Genomic DNA, 26,309 nt, shown 5'->3' with positions numbered 1-26,309 from the left:
GGCGACCACCGGCTCGTTCTGGGAGCTGACCGCCGACAAGAATTTGCAGTCCTTCGGCGATGTGGTTGCCCGCGTGGGACGTAACTCCGCCGGCCTGTATGTCCTCGGCGGCGAGCCGGCGTCGGGTCCCCGCCGGGTGCTCGACGCCGCCATTTACCGGGAGGCGGCGCTGCGCTTGGACCGCCACTTCGCGATCTCGGTCATCGACTGCGGTTCGACGATGGACGCGCCGGTCACCCAGGAGGTGCTGCGGGATTTGGACGCGTTGATCGTGGTCTCGTCGCCGTGGGCCGACGGCGCATCCGCGGCCGCCAGGACCATGGAGTGGCTGGCGGACCAGGGCTTCGAAAGTCTGCTGCAGAGCAGCGTCGTGGTGCTCAACGATTCCGACGGCCACGCCGACAAGCGCACGCGCGCGCAGTTGGCCCGGGAATTCACCGACCACGGCCGGCCGGTGATCGAGGTGCCCTTCGACCCGCACCTTCGGCCCGGCGGCGTCATCGATGTGAGCCACGAGATGTCGGCCGCCACGCGGCGAAAGTTCCTCGAAGTCACCGCGACCATCGCCGGCTACTTCGCGGCCCGCTCGGATAACCAGCGGCCGGGCTAGGCCCTCTCGGCGGCATTGCCCGTCCGCGCGGACGGGTCGGCGATCGCCTCGAGCTTGGCCACCCTTGACCCGCGGATCGTCAGCACGATGACGGCAAACAGCCGGCGCTGGCTGAAGGCCAGCAGCACGGGTTGCCCGACGGGGCCGCTGACCAGCGTCACGTCCGGCCACAGGTACCGCAGCAGGTTGGTCGCCACCGCATCCGGCCCGTGGTTGATCTGCGGGGGCGGCGCCGGGTCGGCGAGGATCGTGCCGACGCCCCACACCGTCGGATCCAGCACCGCTGCCAACCCGGCAAGGTCACCGTTGGCGCACGCGGTGATGAATCTTTCGGTGACGAGCTGATGCTCGGTCGAGGCCACCACGTTCGTTGTGGGTTGAGCCGCAACGAATTTCGCCCGCGCGCGCCGCGCCAGCTGCCGGCACGTACCGACCGGGCGGCCCACCGTCTCGGAGATCGAGTCGAACGGGACGCCGAACACGTCGTGCAAGACGAAGGCCACCCGCTCCCCCGGACTGAGCCTGCGTAACACCTCGAGCAACGCGGCGCGGATTTCGTCGTCGAGCGTGACCCGGTCGGCCGGATCGGAGCGGTGCGGTGCCGGCCGCTCTGCGACGTCACCTAGCCGTTCGTAGCGGGCGCGGGCCGAGCGCACCTGGTCGAGGCAAAGTCGGCTGGCCACCACCGTCAGCCAGCCCCGGACGTCCTCGATCTCACCGACCTCGGCCCGCGACAGCCGCAGAAACGCTTCCTGCGCAACATCTTCCGCATCACCGATGTCGCCGAGCATCTGGTAGGCGAGGTTGACCAGGTAGGGGCGGTGACGACGCCAGGCGTCGGCGACCTGGTCGCTCGCTGATTGCGACTGGTTCATGCCTCTTCGACGATCTGCTGGGCGGAAAAGTTACGGATTCTCCTTTGTAACTTTCCCACCTCTCAGCCCGTCCTTGGAGCACCGCAAAAAAATCACCGGAGAGGAACCATCCCATGACCATCGTGATAACCGGCGCGACCGGAAACGTCGGGCGTCCCCTTGTCACCGCGCTCGTTGCCGCCGGAGCGTCGGTCCGGGCGGTCACCCGCGCGCCGGACAGCGCCGCGCTTCCCGCCGGCGTCGAACTCGTGGCCTCGGCGGCCGACGCGTTGCCCGGCGCGTCGGCGGTGTTCCTGAACTCCCGCGCGCTGGGCGCCGAGCTGGCGACGGTGGTGGCGCGATGCGTGCGCGCCGGAGTCACCAAGCTGGTCGCGCTTTCGGCCATCAACGCCGATGACGACTTCGCCCGGCAACCGTCCCGCTTCCGCGGCGACCGCAATAAAGAGGTGGAGCAGCTCGCCGTTGACTCCGGCATCAACTGGGTGAGCCTGCGGCCCAGCGTTTTCGCGACCAACTTCGCCGGCATGTGGTCCGCGCAGCTCCGCGCCGGCGACGTGGTCTACGGTCCGTACGCCTCGGCTTCGGTGGCACCCATCGTCGAGACCGACATCGCGGAGGTTGCGGCGCGGGCGCTGCTCACCGATGAGCTGGTGGGACAGCGGATCCCGCTGACCGGTCCGCAGGCCTTCACCAATTCGGAACTGGTCGAGGCCATCGGCGCCGTCTTGGGTCGACAGTTGCACTATCGCGAGATACCGAATGACGCCGTGCGCCAACGATTTATCGGGTTGGGCTTTCCGGCGGGCTTCGGCGATGCCTATATCGCCATGCTCGCCTCGACGCTCGACGCGCCCGCGCTCGTCACGCACGACGTCGAGAAGATTCTCGGGCGCCCGGCGACCCCGTTCACCCAGTGGGTCGCCGAGCATCGCGACGTTTTCTCCGCCAGAGGTTGAGGAACCCGACATGTCACAACCGCGCCCACCGCGCTACCTCAAGCCCATGAACAAGGTGATGATGGCGGCCCAACGGCTCGGCATCCCCACCGGTCCCGCCATGGTGCTGACGGTGCCCGGCCGCAAGTCGGGTCGGCCGCGCAGCACGCCGATGACGCCGTTCGAATTCCAAGGTGCCCTGTACGTGGTGGCCGGCTATCCGGGTGCCGACTGGGCGGCGAATGCCCGGGCGGCGGGCACCGGCAGGCTCAGCCGGGGCCGACGGTCACAGCAAGTCCGGATCGTCGAACTCTCCGCCGCCCAGGCGCGGCCGGTGCTGCGGGAATTCCCCGCCAAGGTCCCCGTCGGGGTGGCATTCGCGAAAAGGTCCGGGATGGTGCGTGATGGAACGGCTGACGAATTCGAAGCACTGGCGGGGCGGCTCGCCGTATTCCGGTTCGAGCCGACATAACGGCCGGCATCTGTGGTGAAGCCCCCATAGGAATGCGGTGCAACGGTTCCCGTTGGGACCAGGCGCTGACCCGAAGTGGGCGGCCATGGAAAGACTAGGCCGACTTAGCGGTCTCGCGCACGGGGTATCCGTTGCGCTCGGCCAGGGATCGCAGTTGGCGCAGCGCGAATGCGCGCGGGCGGCCTCCCTCGGGGATCACCACGCCGGCCCACAAGCCTTCCGCGCCGGCCGACTGGACGGCGTCCCGAGCGCACATCCAGCGGCGGGGGCACGCGCGGCATGCGGCGATGGCCTCGGCGTCCGGGGCGGTGGTCCAACGGTCGGGATCCTGCGTACAGACACCGAGCGGGATGTTGAACAAGGGTGTTGCGGTCATGGCCGGGTTCCTTAAGCATTGCGTTCTGCGCGGATGCTTCGCAACGGTATAGCACAAACCGCTGCGTTGCAACGGTTCGTTCTGTTACCCGCATCGGTTAGAGTCCCGGTCGCGCAATGACCTAGGCGGCGATTCGCTTGAGCGGCGCGCCCATCACCGCTTTGATCTGACTTTTCGCCGTATATCCCTGTTGGCGCGGGTCATGACTGACGGTACGTAACCGTAGCGCTGCACCGCATAGCTCCCCGGCGCCATAGTGGCAGGCGGCTTCCCGACACTCCAAACGTGGCGCTCTTGGTGCCGGCGACGTCCGGTTAGACGAGAACCCGCGCGGTGAAGGCGTCGTCATGTGGCGTTCCGACGCCGCCGTTCCGCAATTAGAGGTGAAAACGTAGCGACATGCAATGGAAATTTGGCGGGTGCTACGGTTACAGTTACACCGGCGGAAGGCCCGCCCAGCTGCCTCGATCGAGGAACCACCGCAGATGCCACGCACCGAGTCGAGTTCCGATCTCGCCCTGCTCGTCGTCCACGGTGCGACCTCGCACACGATAGAGCCCGGTCGCGGGGTGGTTACCATCGGTCGAGACCCACAGGACGACGTGCGGATCGACCAGATCTCTGGGGAGCGGCTGCACGCCGAACCCCTGGATGGTTCGTGGCGAATCGTCGACAAGGGCCCGAACGGCATGTTCGTCGACGGCCAACGTACGAGCTCGGTGACGGTGACGGACAAAACGACGGTCCGGCTCGGCGATCCCAGTTCGGGTGAAGTCCTCACGTTCGAGATCCTCAAGGCCCCAAGTACCAGTGGCCGGGCCGAACAGAAATCCGATGGGGGTGACCCGGATCCCGGCATGGCGCGCGCGGGAGCGGCCGCCGCCGCGCGGCGTCGGGAACTGGGCATCAGCCAGCGCAGCCTGGCGGCCGACGGGATCATCAACGCCGGCGCTCTGATCGCGTTCGAGAAGGGTCGCAGTTGGCCACGCGAGCGCACCCAGGCCAAGCTCGAGCAGGTCTTGCAGTGGCCCGCCGGGACCATCGCGCGGATCCGCCGCGGACAGGGCGACGAGGTCCCAACGGCCGTCGCGCCCGCCGCCGCCAATACATCGACATCCACGGAAGCCCCGCACTCTGACGCCCCCACCTCGCTGATCGCGCAGGCGATCGTCGCCGCCGTGGACGGTTGCGGCCTGGCCATCGCGGCATTGCCGTCGGCAGACGACCCGGAATTCACCGGGCGCGCGACCCCGATCCTTGCCGACCTCCGGCAGCTCGAAGCGATCGCGGTGCGGGCCACCCGCATCAGCCGGATCACGCCCGAACTGATCAAAGCCCTGAGCACGGTTCGACGCCACTATGACGAGTTGATGACGCGCGGTGCGACCGCCCCGGACGCCCCGCTGGCGCAGCGCCTCTATGCGGCCCGGCGGCGGGCGAACCTTTCCCCCGCGGAGACCGCCGAGGCGGCCGGGGTGGCCGAAGAAATGATCGTGCGGGCGGAGGCCGACGAGGCGGTGCCCGCCGGCGTCGCCGATGCGATCGAGACGCTGATCGGTCACATCAGCTGAGGGAGGCTGCGGTCGTCGGCGACGCAACTGAAGTGCCGACGCCCGGGTGCTTTTCCGGCGGCGCCGATTACCAGACGATGGCCGCCATGTCACGGTTGTCCGAACACACGCTGCGCACCGCGGCCTCGATGTCGGGGGCGGTGATGATCTGCAAATCCTCGACCGTCACCGGCTGACCCGCGCGCTTCTGGGCGACCACGCGGGTGTCCCGGAAACCCTCCGCCCGTTCAATCACATTGCGGGCGAACCGGCCGTTCTGCATGGCGTCGATGCCGTGCCGCCCGCCGGGTGTCGTGTAGTTGCGGATGGTGGTGGCCGCGTCCAGAAACGTCGCGCGCGCCTCGTCGTCGAGCTTGCTGGCGCGGGGTGCGGCATAGCGCTGCCCGATCTCGACGATCTCGGCCGGTGAATAGGACTCGAACCGCAGCTTGCGGTTGAACCGGCCGGCCAAACCCGGGTTCACGGTGAGGAACTCGTCCACCTGATCCTCGTAACCCGCGCCGATGAAACAGAAGTCGAAGCGGTGCGCCTCCAGCGCGACCAGGAGCTGGTTGACGGCCTCCATGCCGATCATGTCGGGCGTGCCGTCCTGGTGGCGTTCGATCAGCGAATAGAACTCGTCCATGAAAATGATTCGGCCAAGCGACTTTTCGATCAGCTCGTTGGTCTTGGGTCCCGACTCGCCGATGAAGTGGCCGCAGAAGTCGGAGCGACGCACCTCCCGGATCTCGGGATGGCGCACGATCCCCATGCCGGCGTAGATCTTGCCCAGCGCCTCGGCGGTGGTCGTCTTACCGGTGCCGGGCGGCCCGACGAGCAGCATGTGGTTGGTCTGCCCCTCCACCGGCAGCCCATGCTCGAGGCGCATCATGCGCACTTCCAGCTGGTCTTCGAGCGCCGACACGGCCTGCTTGACCGCCGCCAGTCCGACCTGCTTGGCCAGCAGCGCGCGGCCCTCGGCGAGCAGCTCGGCGCGCCGCTCGGCGGTCGCGTCGTCGTGCAGTTCGTCACGGCTCTTGGCCGTCGACGCGTCCCACCGATCGGTGCGGCTGGCGATGGTTTCCTCGTCGGTGACGACCAGGTGCAGGTTGGGGTCGGCCAATGCCTCCTTGGCGGCGTCGGTGAGGACGCCGTTGATGGTGGCCTTCGACAGCCAGACCTGCGCCTTGTCCTCCTCCCGCAGCTGCCGGTGCACCATCCCGCGCACATAGGCCAAGTCCGCGACCAGCAGCGGGATGTCGGCCGGTCCGATCGAAGCGGTCAGCACGTCCGCGTCGAACCGGCCCGACGCGTTGGTCTGTCCGATCACGTCGACGCGGTCGAGCCAGTCCAGCGCGACCCGGCCCTGCCCGAGATGCGCGGCCGCGTGGGCCGCCAGCGCGCATATCGACGCCGTCACCGCGGACATGACGATTGCCTGCGGCGGCAGCTCCTCGGCGGCGGCCAGCAACACGTCCGGCCAGCGCTGCGTGGTGTACATCAGGAAGGCGCGGGCCAATTGGTGCCACTGATAGTTGGCCCATGAATCCAGCAGGTCCCGGTTGGCCAGCAGCCTGTCGGCCTCCGCGTACTCGCCGGCGATCGTCAGCGCCGACGACAACGCCAGGCCCACCTGGGACGCGTCGGTCACCGTGATGCCGATGTAGGGGCCCAGCTGGATCTCCGCGGCGAGTGTCTGCCCGATGCGGGTGGTCTCCCGGTGCAACCATTCGCTGGTGGCGTAGAGCCTCTTCAGCGAGGCCAGGTCGTTGTCGCCGCAGGCGATGCGGCCCAGCCACGCGTCCGCCATCGACGGGTCGGCGTCGGTGGCGGCGACGAAGTCGGGCAACGCCGCGGCGCGCCCCTGCCTGCTCTTGACCGCCATGGCACGGTCGAAATGCCTACGGGCGGTTTGCAAATCACCCATCGTGTGCGCTCATCCGGATGCCTTTGACTCGTTTCAGATGCCGGCGGACATGGTGACCGGCTCGAGGCTGACGTAGCGGTTCTCGGCGCGGAACATGTCCATTTCCGCGAGCCAGTCCTTGCCCGCAGCGCTGACCCGCACCGTCGCGGCGCCAACCTGTTCGATGATCACCTCGAAGTTGTGCCGGTGTGCCTCGGGCAGCCTGGTGCCCGAGGGGGCAATCGTGATCACGGTGACCGGCCGCGGGGTGGGCGAGATGGGAGCGACGTGTTCCACGACGCTGACGGTGGTGCGCGGCGCGGGCCGTGACGTGCTGACGACGCTGATCTCCGGCATCCGCACGCTGGCCCAGCGCGTCATGTCGCGGGTGTGCACGCAGACCCGCTCCCCCGCGCCGGCCGTGCGAATCACGATCCGCTTGGCGACCGGGTCGTCGGCGGCCACGAAAATCCGTGACAGCTCACCGGCGTCGGTGACCGGGATCAGTAGCCGGTCGCCGTTGCTCAGCTTGCCGATCAGCACGCCGGAGGGGCCGATCTCGGTGAGCAGCTGCGCGGGCAGCGGACTGGGCCGCAGTGCCCGCAGGTAGGGCCGGGGGCCGCACATGTTGGCCGCCGCGGCGGCAGCCTGTTCGCCGTTCAGCCGGCGCAGGATCACGCTGGGCGGGGTCGGCGCCGGCGTCGGTGTCCGCACGGTGATGGTCGCGGTGCAGGTCGCGTCCGGATACACGGTCACGTTCTGGATGACCTCATCGGCGCGCAGCGTCCACGCCTGCGACAGCACGCGCGACGTGATCGCCTCGGCGGGATAGGCGTACGTGGTCATCCAGCCGGCCTCGCCGCGGATGGCCTTCCACCGCTGCGTGTTCCCCTCGATGGCGTCGCACCCCAGCCGGCGGTCGAGCTCGGCCAGGTCGGTGGCCGTGGCCACCTTTGCCCGCAGTCCCTGGCAGCGCAGCAGCCCGGCGATGCGCTGCGCCACCGAAATGGCCGCTGCGCCAACGGTTGTGCGCCAACGCAGCGCTTGCGTGTTGTCGATGATCGACAACCGCATGATCAGCCAGGTTTCGCGCCGGCCCGCATACGGCGGGGTGCCGATCTCCGAGTCGTACACGCGGGGGTAGTCCCCGATGTTGCCGTGCCGGGAGCCCAGCGAGACGACGCTGATCGAATCGAGCTGCAGGCCCAGCGGCTGCCGCAGCATCGGCACCAGTTCGACGACGTCGATGACGTTGTCGGTCTCGACCGTCACCGAACCGGTCACCATGGTGGCCTGGTGGGCCCTGCCCAGCAGTTGCACGGCCACCACCGCGACACCGTCCTGCACCCGCACGCCGCCGCCGGAGCGGTTGTTGGCCACGGTGATTGGCGCATCCCAGCGAATCGGGCGCCGTCCACGCCGCCACAACACCACCCATGACCACGCCGGCTGGCCCCACCAGCGGACGAACACCGCGGCGACGCCGACCACCACGGCGACAGCCGCACCGATGTATCCGCCCACGGCCCAACTGGTCACGGCGAGCAGGAAAACCACAATCACTCCGAGCACCCGCCGATTGCTGCCCGGGCTGAAGCCGGTCAGCTTGGACCTCACCGCGCCCGCCTCAATCGGGCCGCGATCGCGGCCACGAGCACACCGGCGGCCACCGCGCCGACGAACCCGATGGCGATGTTGCGCGCCCGGTGATCCGCGGGCGGCGGGGGCGGGGCGGGCCTGATCACCCTGGTCTCAGCACCCGGGGGCATCCGGTCACCCGGCGGTATGTTGAACGTCAGCGCCGCAACGGGATCGACCAGTCCGTACCCCACTTTGTTGTCCACGCCCGCGGGCGGATTGTGCGCCGATTGCACGATCCTGTTGATCACCTGATGCGCGCTCAGGTCGGGAAATTTCGCGCGGACCAGGGCCGCGACGCCGCTGACATAGGCGGCGGAAAAGCTGGTGCCCCAGAACGGCATGTTCTTTTCGCCCGGCCTCGACGGGGGGTAGGCGTTGACCGGCCCGCCGCCCTGCGGCGACAGACCCATGATGTGGGTGCCGGGCCCGGCGACCCCGACCCAGGGTCCCGACATGCTCTTGTCGAGCGCGGCGCCGGTGGCATCGACCGCGCCGACCGACAGGACGTAGTCGGAGAACCACGATGGCGACGAGACAACCTTGACCTGATGCCAGTCGCGGGGATCCGACGGTTCCAGCGGGTCATACATCGGGTTGTTGTTGCAACCGGCTTCCCCGTCGTTCCCGGCCGCGGCCACCACCACGGCGTCCTTGACGGTGGCGGCGTACCACAACGCGGCGCCCAAGGCCCGCTGGTCGGCGGGGGCCGCGGCGGGCAGGCATGCGGTGACCGAGATGTTGATCACCTTCGCACCCATGTTGGCCGCGTGCACCACCGCGCGCGCCACCGTGTTGAGCGTGCCGGCCTTGACCTTCTCGTCGGAGTTGGGATCACCCGGTCCCGGGTTGACCGGCTCGAATGCCCTGGACGACTGGCGGATTGAGATGATCGTCGCGTGCGGGGCGACGCCCACCACCCCGTCGGGCGCTCCGGGCGGAAGCGGCGGCACCGCGGGTTCGTCCTCGGTCTGCGGATCCGCCGGCCCGTTGGACGCCGCGGTGGCGCCCCCTCCCTCGGGTGGTGGCGGCGGCGGTGGCGGCGGGGGCGGCGGCACCATGGTGATCGTCACCGGCGGCGGCGGTGGCGGCGGAGCCACCGGCGGCGGGACCTCGACCGGTGGCGGCGGCGCGCCGGTGGCCGGAGGAGGCCCGGCCGGGGGAGGAAACGCCGGCGTCGACGGCATCGGTCTCGGCATGGGCAGAATCCCAAGCGGGGCGGCGGCGATGATCGAGCCGACGATCGTGCCGTGCGCGTCGCAGTCCGAGAGGCCGTCCTCGCCCATGATGTAGTCGCCGCCGGGGACGGCCGGTAGCCGCGGGTTCGGTGAGATGCCGGTGTCGATGACGGCCACCGGCACGCCGTTGCCGGTGCTGTATTGCCAGGCCTTGCTGATGTTGAGCAGGTTGAAGCCCGGCGCCAGCTGCGCCACGTCGGGGTTGCGCACGGTGATCGGCGTCGAGCAGCTGTTGGCGCGCCGCATCGGCTGGTCGCTTCGGGGCGGCCCGTCGGGCGGCACCATGCCCGGATCGACCTGCGGGGGCGTGATGGCTTGTGCGGCAGGAACATTCGCGGACAGCGCGACCAGGGTGAGGGCGGCGGTCACCGCCGCCGCCCGCTTTAGTGGCGAATCCACGTAAACAGCCCTCCCAGGGCCGCCGCCGCCGGCAACAAGACGATGAACGCGAACACTTCCACCCATTCCACGGTCAACCGGATCAAAGGCCTGAACCGCACCGTCGGCACCAACAGCGCTGCGGCCAGGCCGCACGCGGCGAAAGCCGCCACCGCCACGGCCGGCCAAAGCAGCCCGCTGACAACGTCTTTCGGCTCGGCGAGGGCATATTTGACCACGCCGGCACACACGGCGGCGGCGGCCCCGCAGGCCAGTGCGACGGCCTGGTACTTGGCGGCGAACCCCCTGCCCTGGGTGATGAAGATGCCCACCACCAGTCCGGCGACCACCAGCGCCAACCACGCCCACGGGCGCCCCGGTGTCAGCACCCCCCACACGGCGACGGGCAGAACGATCGACACCCCGACGCAGACACCGACCTGCACCGCGTTGACCAGCCGCGCGGAGGCGGCGATGGCCGCGCCGCGCGCGGTGATGTCGGTCAATTCGTTGTCCTCGTCCTCGGATTCGTCCTCGCTGACCGGCGAGACCGTGTCGACGGGCATGCCCTCGCGCCGGGCGAACAGGTCGCGGCCGGTGATCGATCCGAAGTGCGGCGGCCGCACCCGAGCCACCCACAACGCGATCATCGGGGCCATCCTGACCAGGATCAGCAACCCGATCAGCACGCAGATGGCCAACACCTGCGCCGAGGCCGGCCGGAACATCCGGACCGCGGCGACCGCGGCCACGATCCCGCAGACCGTCACCACCGCGGTGACCACCGCGGTCTGCCACCGCTTCCGCGTCGTCACGCCGATGGCGATGGCACCCAGGATCACGATCACGAGTCCGATCAGCCCGTGCGCCGCACCCAGCTTGCCCGGCGGCGCGCAGGCGCCCGCGACGGCCAGCAACACCACGGCCAGCCACCCGAACCCGCTGAACAGGTCGCGCCGCTCGCGCCAGCCCCACCAGACGACGGTCGTCGCGATCACCAGCAAGACACCGACGGCGCCGGCCACCGCGGCCGGGATGGGGCTGTCGGTGAAGGTCCGCGCCCGCAGCGTCAGCGCCACCACCACCGCGGCCGCCATCGCGATGATCGCGACGGCGGTGTGCGCGGCCGTCAACGGCGTCACCGGGGCGAACATCCGGTCACCACCCTCGCGGCCCAGCCACTTGCCCATGGCCGCCAGACCGGTCGACAGCGACTCGTACTGCGGTTCGAAGGATTCGCCGTCGACCCGGGGCACCAGCACCAGGGTGTCGCCGTCCTGCACACCCAACTCGTCGAGGCTCTTGTTGATGTCGAGGCGGACACCGTTGATCTTGTGCAGCTCGTAGCTGCCCGCCGGTAACGTAATGCCTTCAAAGCCTTTGCGTTTCAAGTCGGCGTCGAAGAGCTCGACCATTCCCTCGAAGAATCCCTCCACCGGAATTCCGGCCGGGAACACTTGCGAGCAGAGATGCTTCTCGTAGGAAATGTTGACCGCACAGCGCGCCGGGAAGGCGACCTTATGCGCTGATGTCACGGCGTCGTCCGCTCCGCATCCGGAATGTATTTGTCGGCCAAGCCGGCGGTAATTTCAAAAAGACGCAACCGGGTCTTTTTCTTCAATTCATGAACCGTGTCGATGAGGCCGCCTTTGGCCAGGTGCGGATCGAACGGCATCTCCTCGACGGTCGCGCCGACTTTGCTGAACCGCTCGGTCAGGTAAGCCAGCGCATCCTTATCGGTGATCTGATCGGTGTGGTTGATGATCACGGTGCTGCGCGAGACCAACTCGTGGTAGCCCTGCGATCGCAGGTAGTCCACCGCACGCAGCACGGGCCGGGACCGGTCGGCGGTGATGCCGGAGACGAACACCAGGGTGTCGGTGTTCTCCAGCACCGGCTTCATCACCTCGTGCTCCAAATCCGGCGACGTGTCGACGATCATCACGGTGTGGGTCCGGCGCAGCCGCGACAGAACCCCGGAGAACATCGCGGGCACCAGCGGCCGGGGCTGGTCTGAGGTGCGGTTTCCAGCGAGGACGTCGAGCCCGATCGGGTTCTGTCCCAAGTGTTCACGGATGTCGGCGTAGCCCTGTACGTCGGTGTCGTTGATGATCGCGGTGTAGTCGCCCGGCGGCGACTCGTCGATGCGGTCGGCCAGGGTGCCGAAACCCGGGACGGCGTCGATCGCAATCACGTTCTGCGGGCGGCATTCTCGGAACACCCCACCGATGCAGGCGACCATCGTGGAAACCCCGACTCCACCCTTGCCGGACACCACCGTGATCACGTACTGCCTCCGGATGTGCCGCCGGATACGGTTCTGCAAGTCCCGGTAGTGCCGCTCGCTGGGCGATTCCCCGGGATTTATTTTTTTAAAAGAGATGACGTAGATGAATTTCCGCCAACCCGAGCCCGGAGGAATCTTTCGAGGCGCGGCAAGATCGGTAATGCGCATGGTGTCGGATACCGAATCCGGGAAGTTGCGGCCCCCTGACGGATCCCCCCGTCTGAGCGCCCCTTCGTCCGACATATTCGGGTCATTCCAAGGGCTCGTCACGTCGCGATGCTAACACGCTCGGCGATACCACGTTTACCGATCAACAAACCCTTCAAGCACGTAACAGCTTGCTATTCCAAGGCATTGGTTAACTGACTTATCTTGGGTCAGTTGAGAAGTCGGCCTTCCCCGTCAGACCACCCGCCGATACGAATACCACTCGTCGCCGGCGGGCAAGCGGCGGATGAGCCGCTGGACGGCGCCGCTGATGTCGCTGCGAGAGCCGGGCGAAAGGATCTGGTAGCGGCGCTGACCCGAGATGACGTTCTCCACGCAGACGCGGCCCGCCGGGGTGTCGATGATGGACACGGTCGAATCACCGACCGCGATCCGCGCCATCTCGTCCGGCCCCACCCCGGCCTGCAGTCCCACGATGGCCGCGTGCGCCGAACGCGCGGGGTCGGCGGCCATGGTGACGATCTGCAGTTGGTCGACGTCGAGGTTCTGGCTGAGCAGAAACGTCCGGAGGCTGGCGGCGTCGCGCACCGATGACAGCAATTGCTCGGTGTCGAGGGTGACCGGCTTCAGCGGCGCCACCTCGGCCACCCCACACAGCCGCTCGACCTGGCCCACCACCAGGTCGCTGGCGCCGCCCTCGTCACTGGCGGTGCCGGCCGGGTAGAGGCGGACCAGCTCGGCGTGGCGTTCGAGCACCACCCACCAGCTGGCGAAGCGGCAGATGGACGCCCGTGTCGGTTCGCGGCCCGGCACACCGATATTGACCATCAGCGCCAGGTCCCGCCGCAGCAGCACGGTCAGCCATTCGCGGATCATCGGGTCGACGTTGCCCGCCTCGTCCAGGGCGCCGGCGGCCCGCAACTCGTCCGCGATCGGATGACTCAGCGCGCGCTCGGCGGTGTCGAGCCGCGGCAGTAACGGGCGCAAGCCCAGCTCGGGACAGGTCTGCTCCACCCCGGTAACGGCCTGCAGCACCCACAGGCCATCGACCGTCGTCGTCAGCATGTCATTTCGCTTTCCAGCCGCGCACCCTCGACCGGCGGGCTACACATCGAAAGGGGGCACATGCGCTCAAGCGCATCTGCCCCGCCTCCGATCGCACTCACCCGCCACGTCCAATCAGTTGATCGGAGCCCGGGAGGTCGTTCAGCCGAACAAGTTGCCGATGTTCTGGTCGGTTGCGAGCGCGTTGTCCAGCACGTGGGAGGTCGTCATTCCGTGCTGGCTCACCGTGTCGATCAGCCCCTGCAGCCCCGAGAGCATTTGCGCTTGCGCCTCGAAGAATTGCTTCGCCCCATGACCGGCGAAGAATTCTGTCAACTGGTTGGTGCGGTTCGAGGTGTCGTCATAGATTCCCTGCAGCTGGCCGGCACGCGATCCGATGTCGGACGCGAAATCGGCTACGGCGCCGGGGTTATAGGTGATCGGGTTGGACATTGTGCATTTCCCTTCAAAAGGCCGGTTGTGAAATTACGAATGGTGGATGGGTTAGGAGCCGTGGCCGCCGAACAGCGCGCTGAACGCGTGCGTCGAATCCGCCTCGTGGTGTTCCATCAAGGCCGCCGCCTGCTTGAGACCCTCGGCCAGGCGGGTTCCGCCGTTGAGGACCTTGTTCAGGTCGTTCTGGATTTCGATGGCGGTCGCGTGGGACGCGGTGACGGCCTCGCCGGACCAGGTCGAAGGGTTCATGACGTTTTCGTGATTCGCGATGTAGCCCTGGGCGATCGCGATCGCGTGTTCCATGTTCGCCTGGATATGGTTGGAAGCATCGCGAAGCACCTGAGCCGATACTTGGATTGTTGAACTGTCCACTTGCGGTTTCTCCTAACTACTGATGCCCTCCCCCGGAATTACCTGGGGCATGGAGCGAAGTGTATGGCTGCTGTATTTATCTGTCGATTCACCCTTGGCCGGGCCGGCTTCACACTCTGGTGTCGACAACCCGCACCGTCGCGGGCTGTTCAGTTTTGTCTCGGGCTCCTCTTTCTCCTCCCGCCCCATGCCCCACCGGCATGCCGCCCATCGGTGCACCGCCGCCGACCGTCGTGGTCTGCGGACGAATGGCCTCGGCGCCCAAGGCCCCGCTTGGGCGCAACCCCACCGGCCGGCCACTGCCGCCCGGCTCGAACGCGCTGACGGGGCGAGTGAAGGTGGTCGCGGGCATGCCGGCGCCGCCCATGGACGCGGCCCCGCCGCCGCCCGATGCGCCGACGGCCGACATCTCCGTCGCCGAGATCGCCGAAACTCCCAGCGCCGCCCCACCCATGGCACCGGGGTTGGCGAACATGCCCATCATCGACTGCAGCGGCGACATCATCTGCATCGGCGCCTGCATCATTTGCATGGGGGCCTGCATCGCCTGGGGGACCGCGCCCATCATCGACTGCACCGGTTCCATGAACGAGCCGGCCTGACTCATGATGTCCTGGCCGCCCGACGCCGCCTGGCCGGCGCCCTGCGTACCCGTCTGGGCGCCTTGCATCGCGGCGCGCATGCCGTCACCGGCTCCGACGTTCGCGGCGGCCTGCCCCACCGCCGCGGCCGCCTCCGCCGGCGCGGCCGGCGATGCGCCCATGGTCGCCAGCGGCGGCGGAATGGCGAGGCTCTCGCTCAGCGCGGTCAGGATCGATCCGTAGCTTGCCCCGACGGCCGAGTTGTTCGGCCACATCGATCCGAAATACTCGAGCTCGAGCGACGTGATCCGGGGAGTCAAGGCGCCCAGCACAATTGGGTTGATGCCGTAGTCGGTCGCGCACTCGGTGCGGTTCGCGATGCATTCGGGTGCCGGGCGCATCGTGCCGTACGCCATCTGATACGCCGACACCGCGGTCGAGACCACCGCGGGCTTGACGTCCACCCACCCGGCGAGCCCGTGCAGCGACGCGTTCAGCGCCGTGGCGTTCGTCGCGGAAGCGAGGGAACCCACACCGGTCCAGCTCGCCGACGTCGCAATGGTGTTGATCTCAGAGGCGATGCTCGAGCCGTGATGAGTCGCCGCCAGCGCTGTCCAGGCGGCCTGGTTGGCCAGATGGGTGATGACGCCGGCACCCGCCTTGAGCAACAGATCGTTGTCCTCAGGCGTACGCGCGGCCCACCCCGGATCCGCCATGCCGCACTTCCCCCTTTGCTGCCCCTCTTCTGGCGTAGCTAGCTGTCAGGCGCCTATCGCCAACGCCAAGCTACGCATGAGTTCGGTGACGACGTACGTCCCCGAGGCGATGCTCTGCGCGCCGGCAAACAAGCCGCGCTGAGCGGAGTGCTCGGCCACCACTCCCAGATAGCTTCCGCCGCACGCGTTCAGCGCCGCAGCGAACATCGCCGAGTCGGGGTCCGCGCCCATCGGCAAAACCCCCAGCAGCACGGGCGCGGCCGCCGAAGCCGCCGCCTGTGTCTCGGCGCTGATACCCGACTCCGCGGCAGCCGATGCCAGCACAGCCTCCGATTGCACCTGCAGCACCATGATTTCCCTCCGATTGCTCAGCGTCATAAGACGGGCTTGGCGCCTTAGTCTAGTGCGGTTCTACCGTTCGTGTATTCACTCGCATTCCTCCCGGGCTCCAGGCCGGAATTACGTGATTACCCTGACCGGCGGTATTCCCGTTATCAGTCATCCGTCAAACAACCTCGCACGCCACTGCAGGCACACAAGTCACGCCGTTACCGCGCGGGCGGCGGTGAATGGCCGGCAGTAATGGTCCATATTTCGGTGCGGCCTCGAACAAAGAAATGGCCGATCAGGATTTCCCGTCGCGGAAATGCCGACCGAAACTACGCGGGTCCGCGACCGTCGCCGGCCAGGTTCAGCAACAGCCGGGTGCCCCCGAGCGGGCTGGTCTGCAATGCCGCTGTGCCGGCGTGCAGTTCGGCCTGCTGGGCGACCAGCGCCAGCCCCAGCCCGGAACCCGACCGCGATGCCGTGGAGCCGCGGGCGAAGCGCTCGAAGACCGCGGCGCGCTCGGACTCCGGGACGCCGGTGCCGTCGTCGTCGATCGCAATCTCCACGCCCTCGCTGGAGCTGCTCACGGTGAGCTGGATCTTGCCGGCGTTGCCGTGCTTGACGGCGTTGGCGATGGCGTTGTCGATCACCAGCCGCAGGCCGGTCGGCAGCCCCACCATTAGCACGGTGGGCGAGGGCACCAGCGACACCTCGACATCGGGGTAGATCCGCAGCGCGTCGTGCGCGGCGCGGTCCAGCAGTTCGGTGATATCGAACGGGACGAAGTCGTCGACGGTGGTCAGCTCGCCCTGCGCCAGCCGTTCCAGCGCCGTCAGCGTCCCTTCGATGCGACTCTGGGTGCGGATGACGTCCCCGATCACCTCCTGGCGCTGCTCGCGGGGCAGGTCCAGGGTCGAGAGGACTTCCAGGTTGGTGCGCATCGCCGTCAACGGTGTGCGCAGCTCGTGGGAGGCGACGGCGGCGAAGTCGCGCGCCGACTCCAGCGCCGCCTTGGTGCGCTGTTGTTCCTTGCCGATGCGCGCGAGCATCCCCTCGACGGCTTCGGCGATCTCCACGGCCTCGCGCACCCCGCGCACCTGGACCTCGTCGGGGCTCGATTGAGCGTTGATCGCGCGGGCCTGCTGGGCCAGCAGCAGGAAGGGGTTCACCATGATCAACGAGATCACCCAGCCGACCACCACCGTGCCGCCGATGACGCTGGCACAGATCAGCAACACGCGCAGGTGCAGCTCGTTGATCCGGTGTTGCGCTTCGGCCAGCGGCGCGGCCAGCGCGATCGATGCGGGGCCCGCCGAGAAGGTGCGGACGCGGTATTGCACGCCGTTGATGGTGGTGTTGGCATATCCATTGGGCAGCTTGGGCAGCACGATGTTGCTGGGCACCGAGACCGTCACGTCGCCGATGCGGGCGGTGCGCACCAGGTTGCCGTCCGGCATGGGCTGGTCGGGGCTGGCGTGCGCGACGTTGTTCAGCAGCGAATTGATGTCGCCCAAACTGCTGACCGAGTCAAGCCGGCGGTCCAGCTGGCTGTACTGATCGTTGGTGACCCCCACCCACACCCAGGTACCCAGCAGCACGACGAGGGTGATGACCGACAGCGCGGCGACGACGACGATGGTGCGCAGCGACAACACCCGCATCGGCAGCTGTACGTGCGGTAACACGCGAATGTCACGCTCCTCTTGTGCGCTCACGGCGCCGGCCGCGACGGTCTCGACCACCTGACCACAACCCTCACACCCTTCGCGATTCGCCGCGTTCAGGCGTCGTGGCGTTTCGCAGAGAATCTAGCGCCAAACTTTCAACGCGTGTCCCGCCCGGCGCTGACCAGGGTCGTTTTGCCTCCGTCGCGGTGAGTGAGTACTCTCTCACCATGCTTGCCTCCGGACGTGATCGGCTGCTGGCCGAGGCGCTGAAGCTTTTCGCCGCCAAGGGCTACGCGGCGACATCGGTGGCCGACATCCAGCGGGCGTCGGGGCTGGCTCCCGGGTCGGGAGCGCTGTACAAGCACTTCGGCTCCAAGCGCGAGCTGCTCGAGGCGGCCGTCGCGTACCGGATCGACAGCATCGTGGCGGCGCGCGAGCAGTACGACGCGGGGCAACCGGGCAGCGTCGAGCAGGCGGTGCGCACCGCCGGGCAGCTGATCTGGAGCAACCTCAAGGAGAGCGAGGACCTGCTCAAGGTCATGCTGCGGGAACCCGAGGAGCTCGGCGACCTCGACGAGAAGACGTGGCAGGTCATCACCGACAACGCCTACCAGCGCTTCGCCGACGAACTGGCCGCGTCGAATCGTTCCGGCCGCACCCGCATCCCCGATCCCGAGGCGGCCGCGGCGGTCGCCATCGGGTCGTTGTCCTACGCCGCCACGCTGCAGGCCCTGACCGGCCGGCTGCCCGGCAACATCGATGAAAAGCGGTACTTCGAGGCGTGGGTCAGCCAGACCGTCAGCGTCCTCGCACAGTACGGAACCCGTTGAGCACGACAACCTTTCAGGAGTAGACCGTGACTTTTTCACTGCAACTGACCGACGACGTGATCGAGGTGCGCGACTGGGTGCACAAGTTCGCCGCCGACGTCATCCGCCCCGCCGCCTCGGAATGGGACGAACGCGAGGAAACCCCGTGGCCGGTGATCCAGGAGGCCGCCAAGGTGGGCCTGTACTCCCCCGACTTCTTCGCGCAGCAGGCGGCCGAGCCGACCGGGCTGGGCATGCTCACCGCGTTCGAGGAGATGTTCTGGGGTGACGCCGGCATCGCGCTGTCGATCATGGGCACCGGCCTGGCCGCGGCGGCGTTGGCGGGCAATGGAACTCCCGAACAGCTGGGCCGGTGGCTGCCCGAGATGTTCGGCACCGCCGACGAGCCGAAGCTGGGTGCGTTCTGCTCCTCCGAGCCCGACGCGGGGTCGGACGTCGGGGCGATCCGGACCCGGGCGCGCTACGACGAGGCCACCAACGAGTGGGTGCTGAACGGCACCAAGACCTGGGCGACCAACGGCGGCATCGCCAACGTGCACATCGTGGTGGCGTCGGTGTATCCCGAATTGGGCACCCGCGGGCAGGCCACGTTCGTCGTCCCGGCGGGCGTGAATGGTTTGGCGCAAGGCCAGAAGTTCAAGAAGCACGGCATCCGCGCGTCCCACACCGCCGAGGTGGTGCTGGACAACGTTCGCCTGCCCGAGGACCACATTCTGGGCGGCCGGGAGAAGTTCGAGGCGCGCATCGCCCGGGTCAAGTCGGGTGCCTCCGCGCGCAGCCAGGCGGCGATGAAGACCTTCGAGCGCACCCGGCCCACGGTCGGCGCCATGGCCGTCGGTGTGGCCCGGGCCGCCTACGAGTACGCGCTCGACTATGCCTGCCAGCGTGAGCAATTCGGCCGCAAGATCGGTGAATTCCAGGCGGTGGCTTTCAAGCTGGCCGACATGAAGAGCCGCATCGACGCCGCCCGCCTGCTGGTGTGGCGGGCCGGCTGGATGGCGCGCAACAACCAATCCTTCGACGCGGCCGAGGGCTCGATGGCCAAACTGGTGGCCAGTGAGACGGCCGTCTACGTCACCGACGAGGCGATCCAAATCCTGGGCGGCAACGGTTACACCCGCGACTATCCCGTGGAGCGGATGCACCGCGACGCCAAGATCTTCACCATCTTCGAGGGGACCAGCGAGATCCAGCGCCTGGTGATCTCGCGGGCGCTGACCGGCTTGCAGATTCGCTAGCGGCCGCATCCCGCGGTCCGCGCGCCCGCGGGCACGAGACATGATGGCCGGATGACCACCGAGATCCGGGTCCTCGACGACGAGGATGAACTGCTGGCCGCGGCCAACGTGTTTCGCGTCGCCATGATCGGCTTCCCGCCGATGCCGGAACTCCCACCCGGCCGGATCGCAGAGCTGCTCGAGCCCGGCCGCACCGTCGGTGCGTTCGTCGGTGGACAACTCGTCGGCACCGCGGACGCCGTGACGAGCCGGATGACGCTCCCCGGCGGGGCACTGGTGGGGCACGCCGCGGTCACGCACATCGGGGTGTTGCCGTCGTTCACCCGGCGGGGCATCGCCACGGAGTTGATTCGTCATCAGTTCGGCGACATCGCCGCCCGCGGCGAGGTGGTCGCGTCGTTGCGGGCCTCGGAGGCGACGATCTACGGGCGATACGGATATGGCGTCGCCAGTTCGTCGCAGACGGTGGAGGTGGACACCGCGAGGGCGGCGCTGCGTCGCGGCATCGGGTCCGGCGGGCCGGTGCGGTTGATCGACACGGCACAGGCCTGGGAGCTGTTGCCCCGCATCTACGCCGAGAATCGGCCGTCGCGGCCGGGATCCATCGACCGGCCGGATGCGTGGTGGCGGAGCCTGCGGCTGCGTTCCGAATCATCCCCGCAGCCGTCGTATGTCGCGGTGCACGGCGCGCCGGGGGCCGAATCCGGTTTCGCCCGCTATCGCCCCGTCGATACCGAGAGGTGGTTCGTCAGCGATCAGCGCACGATCGCGGTGGAGGACTTCTTTGCTCCCAGCGCGGAGGCGTATCTCGGCCTGCTGCGGTTTCTGTTCGAGCTCGATCTGATTGACCGCGTGGTGTTTTGGATGTTGCCGATGGACGACCCGCTGCCCTGGTTGTTGGCAGATCGGCGGGCCGCGCGGGTCACCGCCGTGCATGACGAAACGTGGCTGCGCGTCATCGACGTACCGCGAGCGCTCTCGGCACGCCACTACGGCGCAGACGAGGAGGTCATCGTTGCGGTCAAAGACTCGATGCTGCCGGACAATTCGGGTCGCTTCGCGATCACCGGCGGCGGCGCCGAACCGACCGAGAGGCGCGCGCAACTCGAGGTCGACGTCGAGGGGCTGGCCGCCGTCCTGCTCGGCGGTGCGACTTGGCGTGACCTCGCCTTCTCGGGGGTGGCCCGAGCCGATGACCCGGCGGCGATCGCCGTGGCCGATCGGCTGTTCGCGGTTCCCCGCACGCCGCATGCCGGGTTCTACTTCTAGCCGCGCGGGTATGCGGACCGCGTGATCGTCATCGTCGGTGCGGGGGTATGCGGACTGGCCGCCGCCCACGAGCTGGCCCGGCGCGGGGAGCCCGCAATCGTGCTGGAGCGCGGGGTGCCGTTCGGCGAGCAATCGACCGGGTTGGCCCGAATCTTCCGTATCGCGCATCGGCGCGCGTCGTTGTGCCGCCTGGCACTGCGGGCCCGCGCGGGCTGGCAGCGGTGGGAGGACGAGCTCGGCGTGGGCCCGCTACTGGGCGCGGAGGGATTCATCGCCGCCGGCGCCTGCCAGGAGACCGCGGCGGCCATGACAGCGGCGGGTGCGTCGTTCCGTTGGGTGGACGGGGCGGAGATCGCCGTGCGGATCCCATTCGCCGCCCCGCCGTGGGAGACGGGTGTGCTGGATCCGCTCGGCGGCAGCCTGCGCATCCGCCGCGCACTCTCCGCGCTGGCGGCGCGCGCCGACGTCCGACGCGGCGACGTCGTGGCGGTTTCCGACGACGGTGAGGTGAGTCTGGCCGACGGCGGCGCGCTGCGGGGCGACCGCGTGCTGATCTGCGCCGGCGCGCGGACGCCGGCGCTATTCGGCCCGATGGGTGTCGAATTCGCCCCGCACACCCGGTTCACCTACGCGGGCGCCGACGCGACCGGCGCGGCGTGCCTGTCGGCGCCCGAGGGCTACGGGCTGCCGCTCGGCACGACGGGGAGATGGGCGTTCGGGCAGGAGGTTCCGGACCCCGCGATCGTGCGCGCGTTGTTCCCGGGGCTCTCGCCGGTGGGGCGGGTGGATTGCGTGACGATGCGCGCGGCATGGCTCGACGCCGGCGGCGACGGCTGGATGGCGGCCCGCCGCGGTCGGGTCGTCGGGTTCGTCGGCGCCAACCTGATGAAATTCGGACCGCTGCTCGGCGAGCTGCTCGCGCGGGCCGCGCTCGAAGAGCAGCCGCCCGGCGAGTTGGCCGAGATCTCAACTCACCTCGGTGAGTAGCGGGTCGGCGAGGTTTCCGGTCAGCGTTGGGAAGCCTTCCCTTCCTACCCCGCATTGCTCGGGGATCGCCTGCAATTAGGGACGTTTGGCCCTAGGTCGGTCGGCCGCCGGCCCGAAATACTTGGGCGGCTTGATCACCGGGCCCGGTGACTGGACCCCGTGGAGGTAGTGCATGACCGCTGAAGCGCCGCCCGCCAGCGGCCTGCAGGCCCGCCGGCCGTTCCCCGCACGAACGGGGCCCAAGGGCAACCTGATCTACAAACTCATCAGCACGACCGACCACAAGATGATCGGCATCATGTACATGGTCGCCTGTTTCGTCTTCTTCTTCATCGGCGGTCTGATGGCGCTGCTCCTGCGCCTCGAACTGGCCCGACCCGGGCTGCAATTCCTGTCCAACGAACAGTACAACCAGCTGTTCACCATGCACGGCACGGCGATGTTGCTGTTCTATGCGACGCCCATCGTTTTCGGCTTCGCCAACCTAGTGCTGCCCCTGCAGATCGGTGCCCCCGACGTGGCGTTCCCGCGGCTCAACGCGTTGTCGTTCTGGCTGTTCATCTGCGGGGCGCTGATCGCGTTGGGCGGCTTCATCGTTCCCGGCGGCGCCGCCGATTTCGGGTGGACCGCCTACACGCCACTGTCCGACGCCGTGCACAGTCCCGGTGTGGGTGGCGACCTGTGGATCCTGGGCGTCGGTGTCGGTGGTCTGGGCACCATTCTGGGCGCGGTCAACATGATCACCACCGTGGTCTGCCTGCGGGCCCCGGGCATGACGATGTTCCGGATGCCGATCTTCACCTGGAACATCCTGGTCACCAGTGTGCTTGTCCTGATCGTCTTCCCGCTGTTGACCGCGGCGTTGTTCGGCCTGGAGGCTGACCGTCGCCTCGGTGCGCACATCTACGATCCGGCCAACGGCGGGGTGATGCTGTTTCAGCACTTGTTCTGGTTCTTCGGGCATCCCGAGGTGTACGTGATCGCCCTGCCGTTCTTCGGCATCATCTCCGAGATCGTCCCGGTGTTCTCCCGCAAGCCGCTGTTCGGTTACAGCACACTGGTTTACGCGACGCTGTCGATCGCCGCCCTGTCGGTGGCGGTGTGGGCGCACCACATGTACGCCACCGGCGCCGTGCTGCTGCCGTTCTTTTCGTTCATGACATTCCTGATCGCCGTCCCCACCGGGATCAAATTCTTCAACTGGATCGGCACCATGTGGAAGGGCCAGTTGACATTCGAATCACCGATGCTGTTCGCCATCGGGTTCCTGCTGACCTTCCTCATCGGGGGGTTGACGGGCGTGTTGCTCGCCAGCCCCCCGCTCGACTTTCACATCACCGACACGTACTTCGTGGTGGCGCACTTCCACTACACGTTGTTCGGCACGATCGTGTTCGCCACCTACGCGGGCATCTATTTCTGGTTCCCGAAGATGACCGGTCGCCTGCTCGACGAGCGGCTGGGCAAGCTGCACTTCTGGCTGACCTTCATCGGCTTCCACACCACCTTCTTGGTCCAGCACTGGCTCGGCAATTCGGGGATGCCGCGCCGCTACGCCGACTACCTGCCCACCGACGGGTTTGAGACGCTCAACCTCGTATCCACTATCGGCGCCTTCATCCTCGCCGTCTCGGTTCTGCCGTTCGTGTGGAATGTGTTCAAGAGCTGGCGCTACGGCGAGCCGGTGCTGGTGGACGACCCCTGGGGCCACGGCAATTCCCTGGAGTGGGCGACCAGCTGCCCTCCGCCGCGGCACAACTTCACCGAGCTGCCCCGAATCCGTTCGGAGCGGCCGGCTTTCGAATTGCACTACCCACACATGGTCGAGCGCATGCGCGCCGAGGCACACGTCGGCCGCCACCAACTCGTGAGCGCACCGGCCGATGCGGGTGATGTCACCATCAACTAGTTACGCCGGCGCGCCATCCGCTTCTCCAACGCGCCCAGCGCGGCGTCGCTGAGCTTGCCCAGCGCGGCGAGCAGCGCGATCGCCAACAGCATCACGTCGGTACGGCCGGTGTTCTGGCTGTCGATCAACAGGAAGCCGAGCCCCTTCGACGAGGCGATCAACTCGGCGGCCACCAGGAACAGCCACGCATTCGCCAGGCCAAGCCGCAGCCCGTTCAGCAGTGCGGGCGCCGCCGCGGGCAGCATGACCGTCACCAACAGTGCGGCACCGTGCCGGCCGTAGGCGCGGCCAACCTCCAAGAGTTGCGGGTCGACGTGCGACAGCGCCGACGCCGTCGTCGTGTACACGGGGAAGAACGCACCGATGGCGACCAACAGGACCTTCGGCGTCTCGTCGATGCCAAACCACAAGAGCAGCAACGGAACCCACGCCAGCGATGGCACAGTGCGGAAGGCCGCCACCGTCGGGGCGAGCAGCCTGCGGGCCGTAACCGACAGCCCGACAACCGATCCCAGCGCCAGCGCCGCCGCCGAGCCGGCCAGGTATCCCAGCGAGACTCGCCCCAGGCTGGCCTGCACATGGGTCCAGAGCTCACCGCGCCGCAGCAGTTCGCCCAGCGCCGCCACCACGTCGCCGGGTGCGGGCAGTTGACTGGCCGAGAACCATCCCGCGGCGGTCACCAGTTGCCAGGCGCCCAGCAGGAGCAGCGGGACGGCCAGGCCCGCCAGGGCAAGCGGGATCCTCAGGACACCTGTCGGGCGTATTTCGGCTCGATGATCGTTCCGAGTGCGCCACGGCCGGCGTCGTCGGATTTGATGTCGGAGTCCGCGACCGCGATCGGCAAGATGTTGGTCAGCACCGTCCGCTGCGGGTCGCCCGGCGCGGGTGGGATGTCCAGCGCGGTCCGTCGCAACTCCTCCTGGGCCACGCTCGGTGTCACCTTCGCCTGCGAGGCGAGCAACGCCGCCAGCTCTTCGGGATGCGCCTTCGCCCATTTCCGGGCCTCCTCATAGCTGTCGACCACGGACTGGACGGCATCGGGATGGGCGGCGCTGAAGTCGTCGCGGACGTTCAGCACGCCATAGGAGTTGAAATCCGGGTTGCGGTAAAGCAACCGTGAGCCCTGCTGCTGAACCGTCTGCGCCATGAACGGATCCAGCCCGGCCCAGGCGTCCACGTCGCCACGTTCCAGGGCGGTTTTCCCGTCGGCGTGCTGCAGGTTGACGATTTCCACGTCGGCGGTTGAAAGCCCCGCCGTGGCAAGGGATTGCAGCAGGAAGAAGTAGGGGTCGGTGCCCTTGGTGACCGCGATCTTCTTCCCCTTGAGATCGGCGACCGCGTTTGCCGGCGAGTTCTTGCCCACCACCAGGGCGGTCCACTCCGGCTTGCTGTACACGTCGATGATCTTGATGGGCGTGCCGTTGGCCCGCGCGACCAAAGCGGCCGAACCGGCGGTCGACCCGAAGTCGAGTGCCTTGGACCGCAGGCCCTCGTTGGCCTTGTTGCTGCCCGCCGACAGCACCCAGGTCACGTTGTAACCCCGGCCCTCCAGCAGGTGCTGGTCGCGGACCACCAAGCTCAGCGGGTTGTAGTAGGCGTAGTCCAGGTGGATGTCCTTGGCCGCCGTCGTCCCGGACGGCGCGCCGCAGCCCGCGGCGGCCAGCACCGAAACGGCGATCAGGTAGCGCACTTTCATCACTTCTTATGCCTCCTGGAAAACCGCTTTTCCGGCATCGGCGCCGCCGCGTCGCGGCACGCCGAGCTCGTCGAGCAACTGTTCGCGCAGCGCGGTGATTCGCGGGTCGCCGCGGTCGCGTGGCTTGGGGATCGCGACGTCGAATGTCGCGCCGATGCCGGCCGCGCCGGACGATTCGGCGCGCAGCACCAGCACGCGGTCGGCGAGGATCGCCGCCTCGTCGACGTCGTGGGTCACCAGCAACGTGGTGGTGCCCGCCTCGTGCTGCACCCTGTCGAGCAGGTCCTGCATCCGCAATCGGGTCAGCGCGTCCAGGGCCGCGAGCGGCTCGTCGAGCAACAGGACGCTCGGCCGGCGCGCGAGGGCCCGTGCGAGCCCGGCGCGTTGCGCCATGCCGCCGGACACCTGTCGCGGGCGATGCTCACCGAAGTCGGTCAGCCCGACGACATCCAGCCAATGTTGCACCTCCCCAGCGCCTTTCGCGCGCGGTGTTCCGGGCGGTAGACCGAAGGCGACGTTGGCCGCAAGCGATCGCCATGGCAGCAGGCGCGGCTCCTGGAACACCACAGCGCAACGCGGGTCGACCCCTCGGACGGCTCGTCCGTCAATCTCGATCCGCCCGGCGCTGGGCCGGTCGAGACCGGCCACGAGTCGCAGCAGCGTCGACTTGCCGCTGCCCGAAGGCCCGAGCAGTGCGACGACCTGCCCGGGTTGGATCTCGATGTCGACATCGCGCAGCACGGCGCGCGTTCCGAACGTGCGGTTGACCCGACGCAGTGACACG

General features: G+C 68.1%; 25 protein-coding genes and 1 pseudogene. 10 read left to right on the top strand and 16 right to left on the bottom strand.

Features of this window, described 5'->3' with window-relative positions; genetic code table 11:
- A partial coding sequence (locus tag A5681_RS08215) for a MinD/ParA family ATP-binding protein (RefSeq protein ID WP_197498543.1) occupies positions 1–610 on the top strand: 610 nt, incomplete at its 5' end.
- Here the strand turns inward: A5681_RS08215 and sigI are convergent.
- Complete coding sequence (gene sigI / locus A5681_RS08210; protein ID WP_067271916.1) at positions 607–1,485, bottom strand: RNA polymerase sigma factor SigI; 879 nt, start codon at positions 1,483–1,485, stop codon at positions 607–609. The genes A5681_RS08215 and sigI overlap by 4 nt on opposite strands.
- 113 nt (positions 1,486–1,598) lie before the next feature.
- On the opposite strand from sigI, the gene A5681_RS08205 reads away from it, so the two are divergent.
- A complete protein-coding gene (locus A5681_RS08205; RefSeq protein ID WP_067271908.1) occupies positions 1,599–2,441 on the top strand; it encodes an NAD(P)H-binding protein in 843 nt (280 codons plus the stop codon).
- Between the two features lie 10 nt (positions 2,442–2,451).
- Positions 2,452–2,892, top strand: a complete 441-nt coding sequence (locus A5681_RS08200) for a nitroreductase family deazaflavin-dependent oxidoreductase (RefSeq protein WP_067271905.1) — start codon at positions 2,452–2,454, stop codon at positions 2,890–2,892.
- A 94-nt stretch (positions 2,893–2,986) separates the two neighbouring features.
- Here the strand turns inward: A5681_RS08200 and A5681_RS08195 are convergent, their stop codons facing one another.
- Entirely contained in the window at positions 2,987–3,268 is a 282-nt protein-coding gene (locus A5681_RS08195; protein ID WP_067271895.1) for a WhiB family transcriptional regulator, read from the bottom strand.
- A 404-nt stretch (positions 3,269–3,672) separates the two neighbouring features.
- Between A5681_RS08195 and A5681_RS28150 the strand changes: the two are divergent.
- A pseudogene (locus A5681_RS28150) lies at positions 3,673–4,011 on the top strand (FHA domain-containing protein); the annotation flags it as partial.
- A gap of 114 nt (positions 4,012–4,125) precedes the next feature.
- On the top strand, positions 4,126–4,839 hold the full coding sequence (locus A5681_RS08190) for a transcriptional regulator (protein ID WP_231996248.1): 714 nt from the start codon (positions 4,126–4,128) through the stop codon (positions 4,837–4,839).
- 67 nt (positions 4,840–4,906) lie between these two features.
- On the opposite strand, the gene eccA is transcribed toward A5681_RS08190, so the two are convergent.
- The 11 genes from eccA to A5681_RS08135 all read right to left on the bottom strand — a co-directional run bounded on the left by eccA (position 4,907) and on the right by A5681_RS08135 (position 17,590).
- Complete coding sequence (gene eccA, locus A5681_RS08185; RefSeq protein WP_067271883.1) at positions 4,907–6,745, bottom strand: type VII secretion AAA-ATPase EccA; 1,839 nt, start codon at positions 6,743–6,745, stop codon at positions 4,907–4,909.
- Positions 6,746–6,778: 33 nt separating this feature from the next.
- Positions 6,779–8,341, bottom strand: a complete 1,563-nt coding sequence (gene eccE, locus A5681_RS08180; protein WP_067271881.1) for a type VII secretion protein EccE — start codon at positions 8,339–8,341, stop codon at positions 6,779–6,781.
- Positions 8,338–9,999, bottom strand: a complete 1,662-nt coding sequence (gene mycP, locus A5681_RS08175) for a type VII secretion-associated serine protease mycosin (protein WP_067271879.1) — start codon at positions 9,997–9,999, stop codon at positions 8,338–8,340. Before mycP ends, eccE begins: the two co-directional genes overlap by 4 nt.
- Positions 9,984–11,513: a type VII secretion integral membrane protein EccD gene (eccD, locus tag A5681_RS08170; protein WP_082968252.1), complete on the bottom strand. Its 1,530-nt coding sequence runs from the start codon at positions 11,511–11,513 to the stop codon at positions 9,984–9,986. Before eccD ends, mycP begins: the two co-directional genes overlap by 16 nt.
- Entirely contained in the window at positions 11,510–12,535 is a 1,026-nt protein-coding gene (locus A5681_RS08165; RefSeq protein WP_156737895.1) for a MinD/ParA family ATP-binding protein, read from the bottom strand. The genes eccD and A5681_RS08165 overlap by 4 nt, the downstream gene beginning before the upstream one ends.
- A gap of 132 nt (positions 12,536–12,667) precedes the next feature.
- Complete coding sequence (locus A5681_RS08160; RefSeq protein ID WP_067271871.1) at positions 12,668–13,498, bottom strand: ESX secretion-associated protein EspG; 831 nt, start codon at positions 13,496–13,498, stop codon at positions 12,668–12,670.
- A 141-nt stretch (positions 13,499–13,639) separates the two neighbouring features.
- Positions 13,640–13,930, bottom strand: a complete 291-nt coding sequence (locus A5681_RS08155) for a WXG100 family type VII secretion target (protein ID WP_067271866.1) — start codon at positions 13,928–13,930, stop codon at positions 13,640–13,642.
- A gap of 51 nt (positions 13,931–13,981) precedes the next feature.
- On the bottom strand, positions 13,982–14,305 hold the full coding sequence (locus tag A5681_RS08150; protein ID WP_067271862.1) for a WXG100 family type VII secretion target: 324 nt from the start codon (positions 14,303–14,305) through the stop codon (positions 13,982–13,984).
- A 109-nt stretch (positions 14,306–14,414) separates the two neighbouring features.
- On the bottom strand, positions 14,415–15,602 hold the full coding sequence (locus tag A5681_RS08145; RefSeq protein WP_067271859.1) for a PPE family protein: 1,188 nt from the start codon (positions 15,600–15,602) through the stop codon (positions 14,415–14,417).
- A 45-nt stretch (positions 15,603–15,647) separates the two neighbouring features.
- Complete coding sequence (locus tag A5681_RS08140; protein WP_067271947.1) at positions 15,648–15,953, bottom strand: PE domain-containing protein; 306 nt, start codon at positions 15,951–15,953, stop codon at positions 15,648–15,650.
- A gap of 308 nt (positions 15,954–16,261) precedes the next feature.
- Complete coding sequence (locus A5681_RS08135; RefSeq protein WP_067271946.1) at positions 16,262–17,590, bottom strand: sensor histidine kinase; 1,329 nt, start codon at positions 17,588–17,590, stop codon at positions 16,262–16,264.
- Positions 17,591–17,823: 233 nt separating this feature from the next.
- On the opposite strand from A5681_RS08135, the gene A5681_RS08130 reads away from it, so the two are divergent.
- The 5 genes from A5681_RS08130 (at position 17,824) to ctaD (ending at position 23,829) form a co-directional block, all read left to right on the top strand.
- A complete protein-coding gene (locus tag A5681_RS08130; RefSeq protein ID WP_156737894.1) occupies positions 17,824–18,426 on the top strand; it encodes a TetR/AcrR family transcriptional regulator in 603 nt (200 codons plus the stop codon).
- A 26-nt stretch (positions 18,427–18,452) separates the two neighbouring features.
- Positions 18,453–19,664 (top strand): acyl-CoA dehydrogenase family protein, encoded by a 1,212-nt coding sequence (locus A5681_RS08125; protein ID WP_067271857.1) that lies wholly within the window; start codon positions 18,453–18,455, stop codon positions 19,662–19,664.
- 51 nt (positions 19,665–19,715) lie between these two features.
- Positions 19,716–20,933, top strand: coding sequence for a GNAT family N-acetyltransferase (locus tag A5681_RS08120; RefSeq protein ID WP_067271854.1), 1,218 nt, complete (start codon positions 19,716–19,718; stop codon positions 20,931–20,933).
- A 21-nt stretch (positions 20,934–20,954) separates the two neighbouring features.
- Positions 20,955–21,920 (top strand): NAD(P)/FAD-dependent oxidoreductase, encoded by a 966-nt coding sequence (locus A5681_RS08115; protein ID WP_067271853.1) that lies wholly within the window; start codon positions 20,955–20,957, stop codon positions 21,918–21,920.
- A 172-nt stretch (positions 21,921–22,092) separates the two neighbouring features.
- Positions 22,093–23,829 (top strand): cytochrome c oxidase subunit I, encoded by a 1,737-nt coding sequence (gene ctaD, locus A5681_RS08110; protein WP_067271850.1) that lies wholly within the window; start codon positions 22,093–22,095, stop codon positions 23,827–23,829.
- Here ctaD and A5681_RS08105 read toward each other — a convergent pair.
- Genes A5681_RS08105 through A5681_RS08095 form a run of 3 tightly spaced genes read right to left on the bottom strand, consistent with a single transcriptional unit; the run spans position 23,826 to position 26,308 of the window.
- The gene (locus tag A5681_RS08105; RefSeq protein WP_082968257.1) at positions 23,826–24,536 is read right to left on the bottom strand and encodes an ABC transporter permease; all 711 of its coding nucleotides are present in this window, start codon (positions 24,534–24,536) and stop codon (positions 23,826–23,828) included. The two genes, ctaD and A5681_RS08105, sit on opposite strands and share 4 nt — an antisense overlap.
- Before the next feature lie 35 nt (positions 24,537–24,571).
- Entirely contained in the window at positions 24,572–25,525 is a 954-nt protein-coding gene (locus A5681_RS08100) for an aliphatic sulfonate ABC transporter substrate-binding protein (RefSeq protein ID WP_067271940.1), read from the bottom strand.
- A 6-nt stretch (positions 25,526–25,531) separates the two neighbouring features.
- Positions 25,532–26,308, bottom strand: a complete 777-nt coding sequence (locus A5681_RS08095; protein ID WP_197498545.1) for an ABC transporter ATP-binding protein — start codon at positions 26,306–26,308, stop codon at positions 25,532–25,534.
- Position 26,309: the final 1 nt, after the last annotated feature.

It is taken from the genome of Mycobacterium scrofulaceum (assembly GCF_001667885.1).
In the GTDB taxonomy this organism is placed as follows: Bacteria; Actinomycetota; Actinomycetes; order Mycobacteriales; family Mycobacteriaceae; genus Mycobacterium; species Mycobacterium scrofulaceum_C.
This window is presented reverse-complemented; position numbering and strand designations above follow the sequence as displayed.

Excerpts from the sequence above, each read along its gene's own strand:
- sigI (WP_067271916.1), bottom strand. The coding sequence starts at position 1,485 with ATGAACCAGTCGCAATCAGCGAGCGACCAGGTCGCCGACGCCTGGCGT.
- A5681_RS08205 (WP_067271908.1), top strand. The coding sequence starts at position 1,599 with ATGACCATCGTGATAACCGGCGCGACCGGAAACGTCGGGCGTCCCCTT.
- A5681_RS08200 (WP_067271905.1), top strand. The coding sequence starts at position 2,452 with ATGTCACAACCGCGCCCACCGCGCTACCTCAAGCCCATGAACAAGGTG.
- A5681_RS08195 (WP_067271895.1), bottom strand. The coding sequence starts at position 3,268 with ATGACCGCAACACCCTTGTTCAACATCCCGCTCGGTGTCTGTACGCAG.
- A5681_RS08190 (WP_231996248.1), top strand. The coding sequence starts at position 4,126 with ATGGCGCGCGCGGGAGCGGCCGCCGCCGCGCGGCGTCGGGAACTGGGC.
- eccA (WP_067271883.1), bottom strand. The coding sequence starts at position 6,745 with ATGGGTGATTTGCAAACCGCCCGTAGGCATTTCGACCGTGCCATGGCG.
- A5681_RS08160 (WP_067271871.1), bottom strand. The coding sequence starts at position 13,498 with ATGCTGACGACGACGGTCGATGGCCTGTGGGTGCTGCAGGCCGTTACC.
- A5681_RS08155 (WP_067271866.1), bottom strand. The coding sequence starts at position 13,930 with ATGTCCAACCCGATCACCTATAACCCCGGCGCCGTAGCCGATTTCGCG.
- A5681_RS08145 (WP_067271859.1), bottom strand. The coding sequence starts at position 15,602 with ATGGCGGATCCGGGGTGGGCCGCGCGTACGCCTGAGGACAACGATCTG.
- A5681_RS08140 (WP_067271947.1), bottom strand. The coding sequence starts at position 15,953 with ATGGTGCTGCAGGTGCAATCGGAGGCTGTGCTGGCATCGGCTGCCGCG.
- A5681_RS08135 (WP_067271946.1), bottom strand. The coding sequence starts at position 17,590 with ATGCGGGTGTTGTCGCTGCGCACCATCGTCGTCGTCGCCGCGCTGTCG.
- A5681_RS08130 (WP_156737894.1), top strand. The coding sequence starts at position 17,824 with ATGCTTGCCTCCGGACGTGATCGGCTGCTGGCCGAGGCGCTGAAGCTT.
- A5681_RS08120 (WP_067271854.1), top strand. The coding sequence starts at position 19,716 with ATGACCACCGAGATCCGGGTCCTCGACGACGAGGATGAACTGCTGGCC.
- ctaD (WP_067271850.1), top strand. The coding sequence starts at position 22,093 with ATGACCGCTGAAGCGCCGCCCGCCAGCGGCCTGCAGGCCCGCCGGCCG.
- A5681_RS08100 (WP_067271940.1), bottom strand. The coding sequence starts at position 25,525 with ATGAAAGTGCGCTACCTGATCGCCGTTTCGGTGCTGGCCGCCGCGGGC.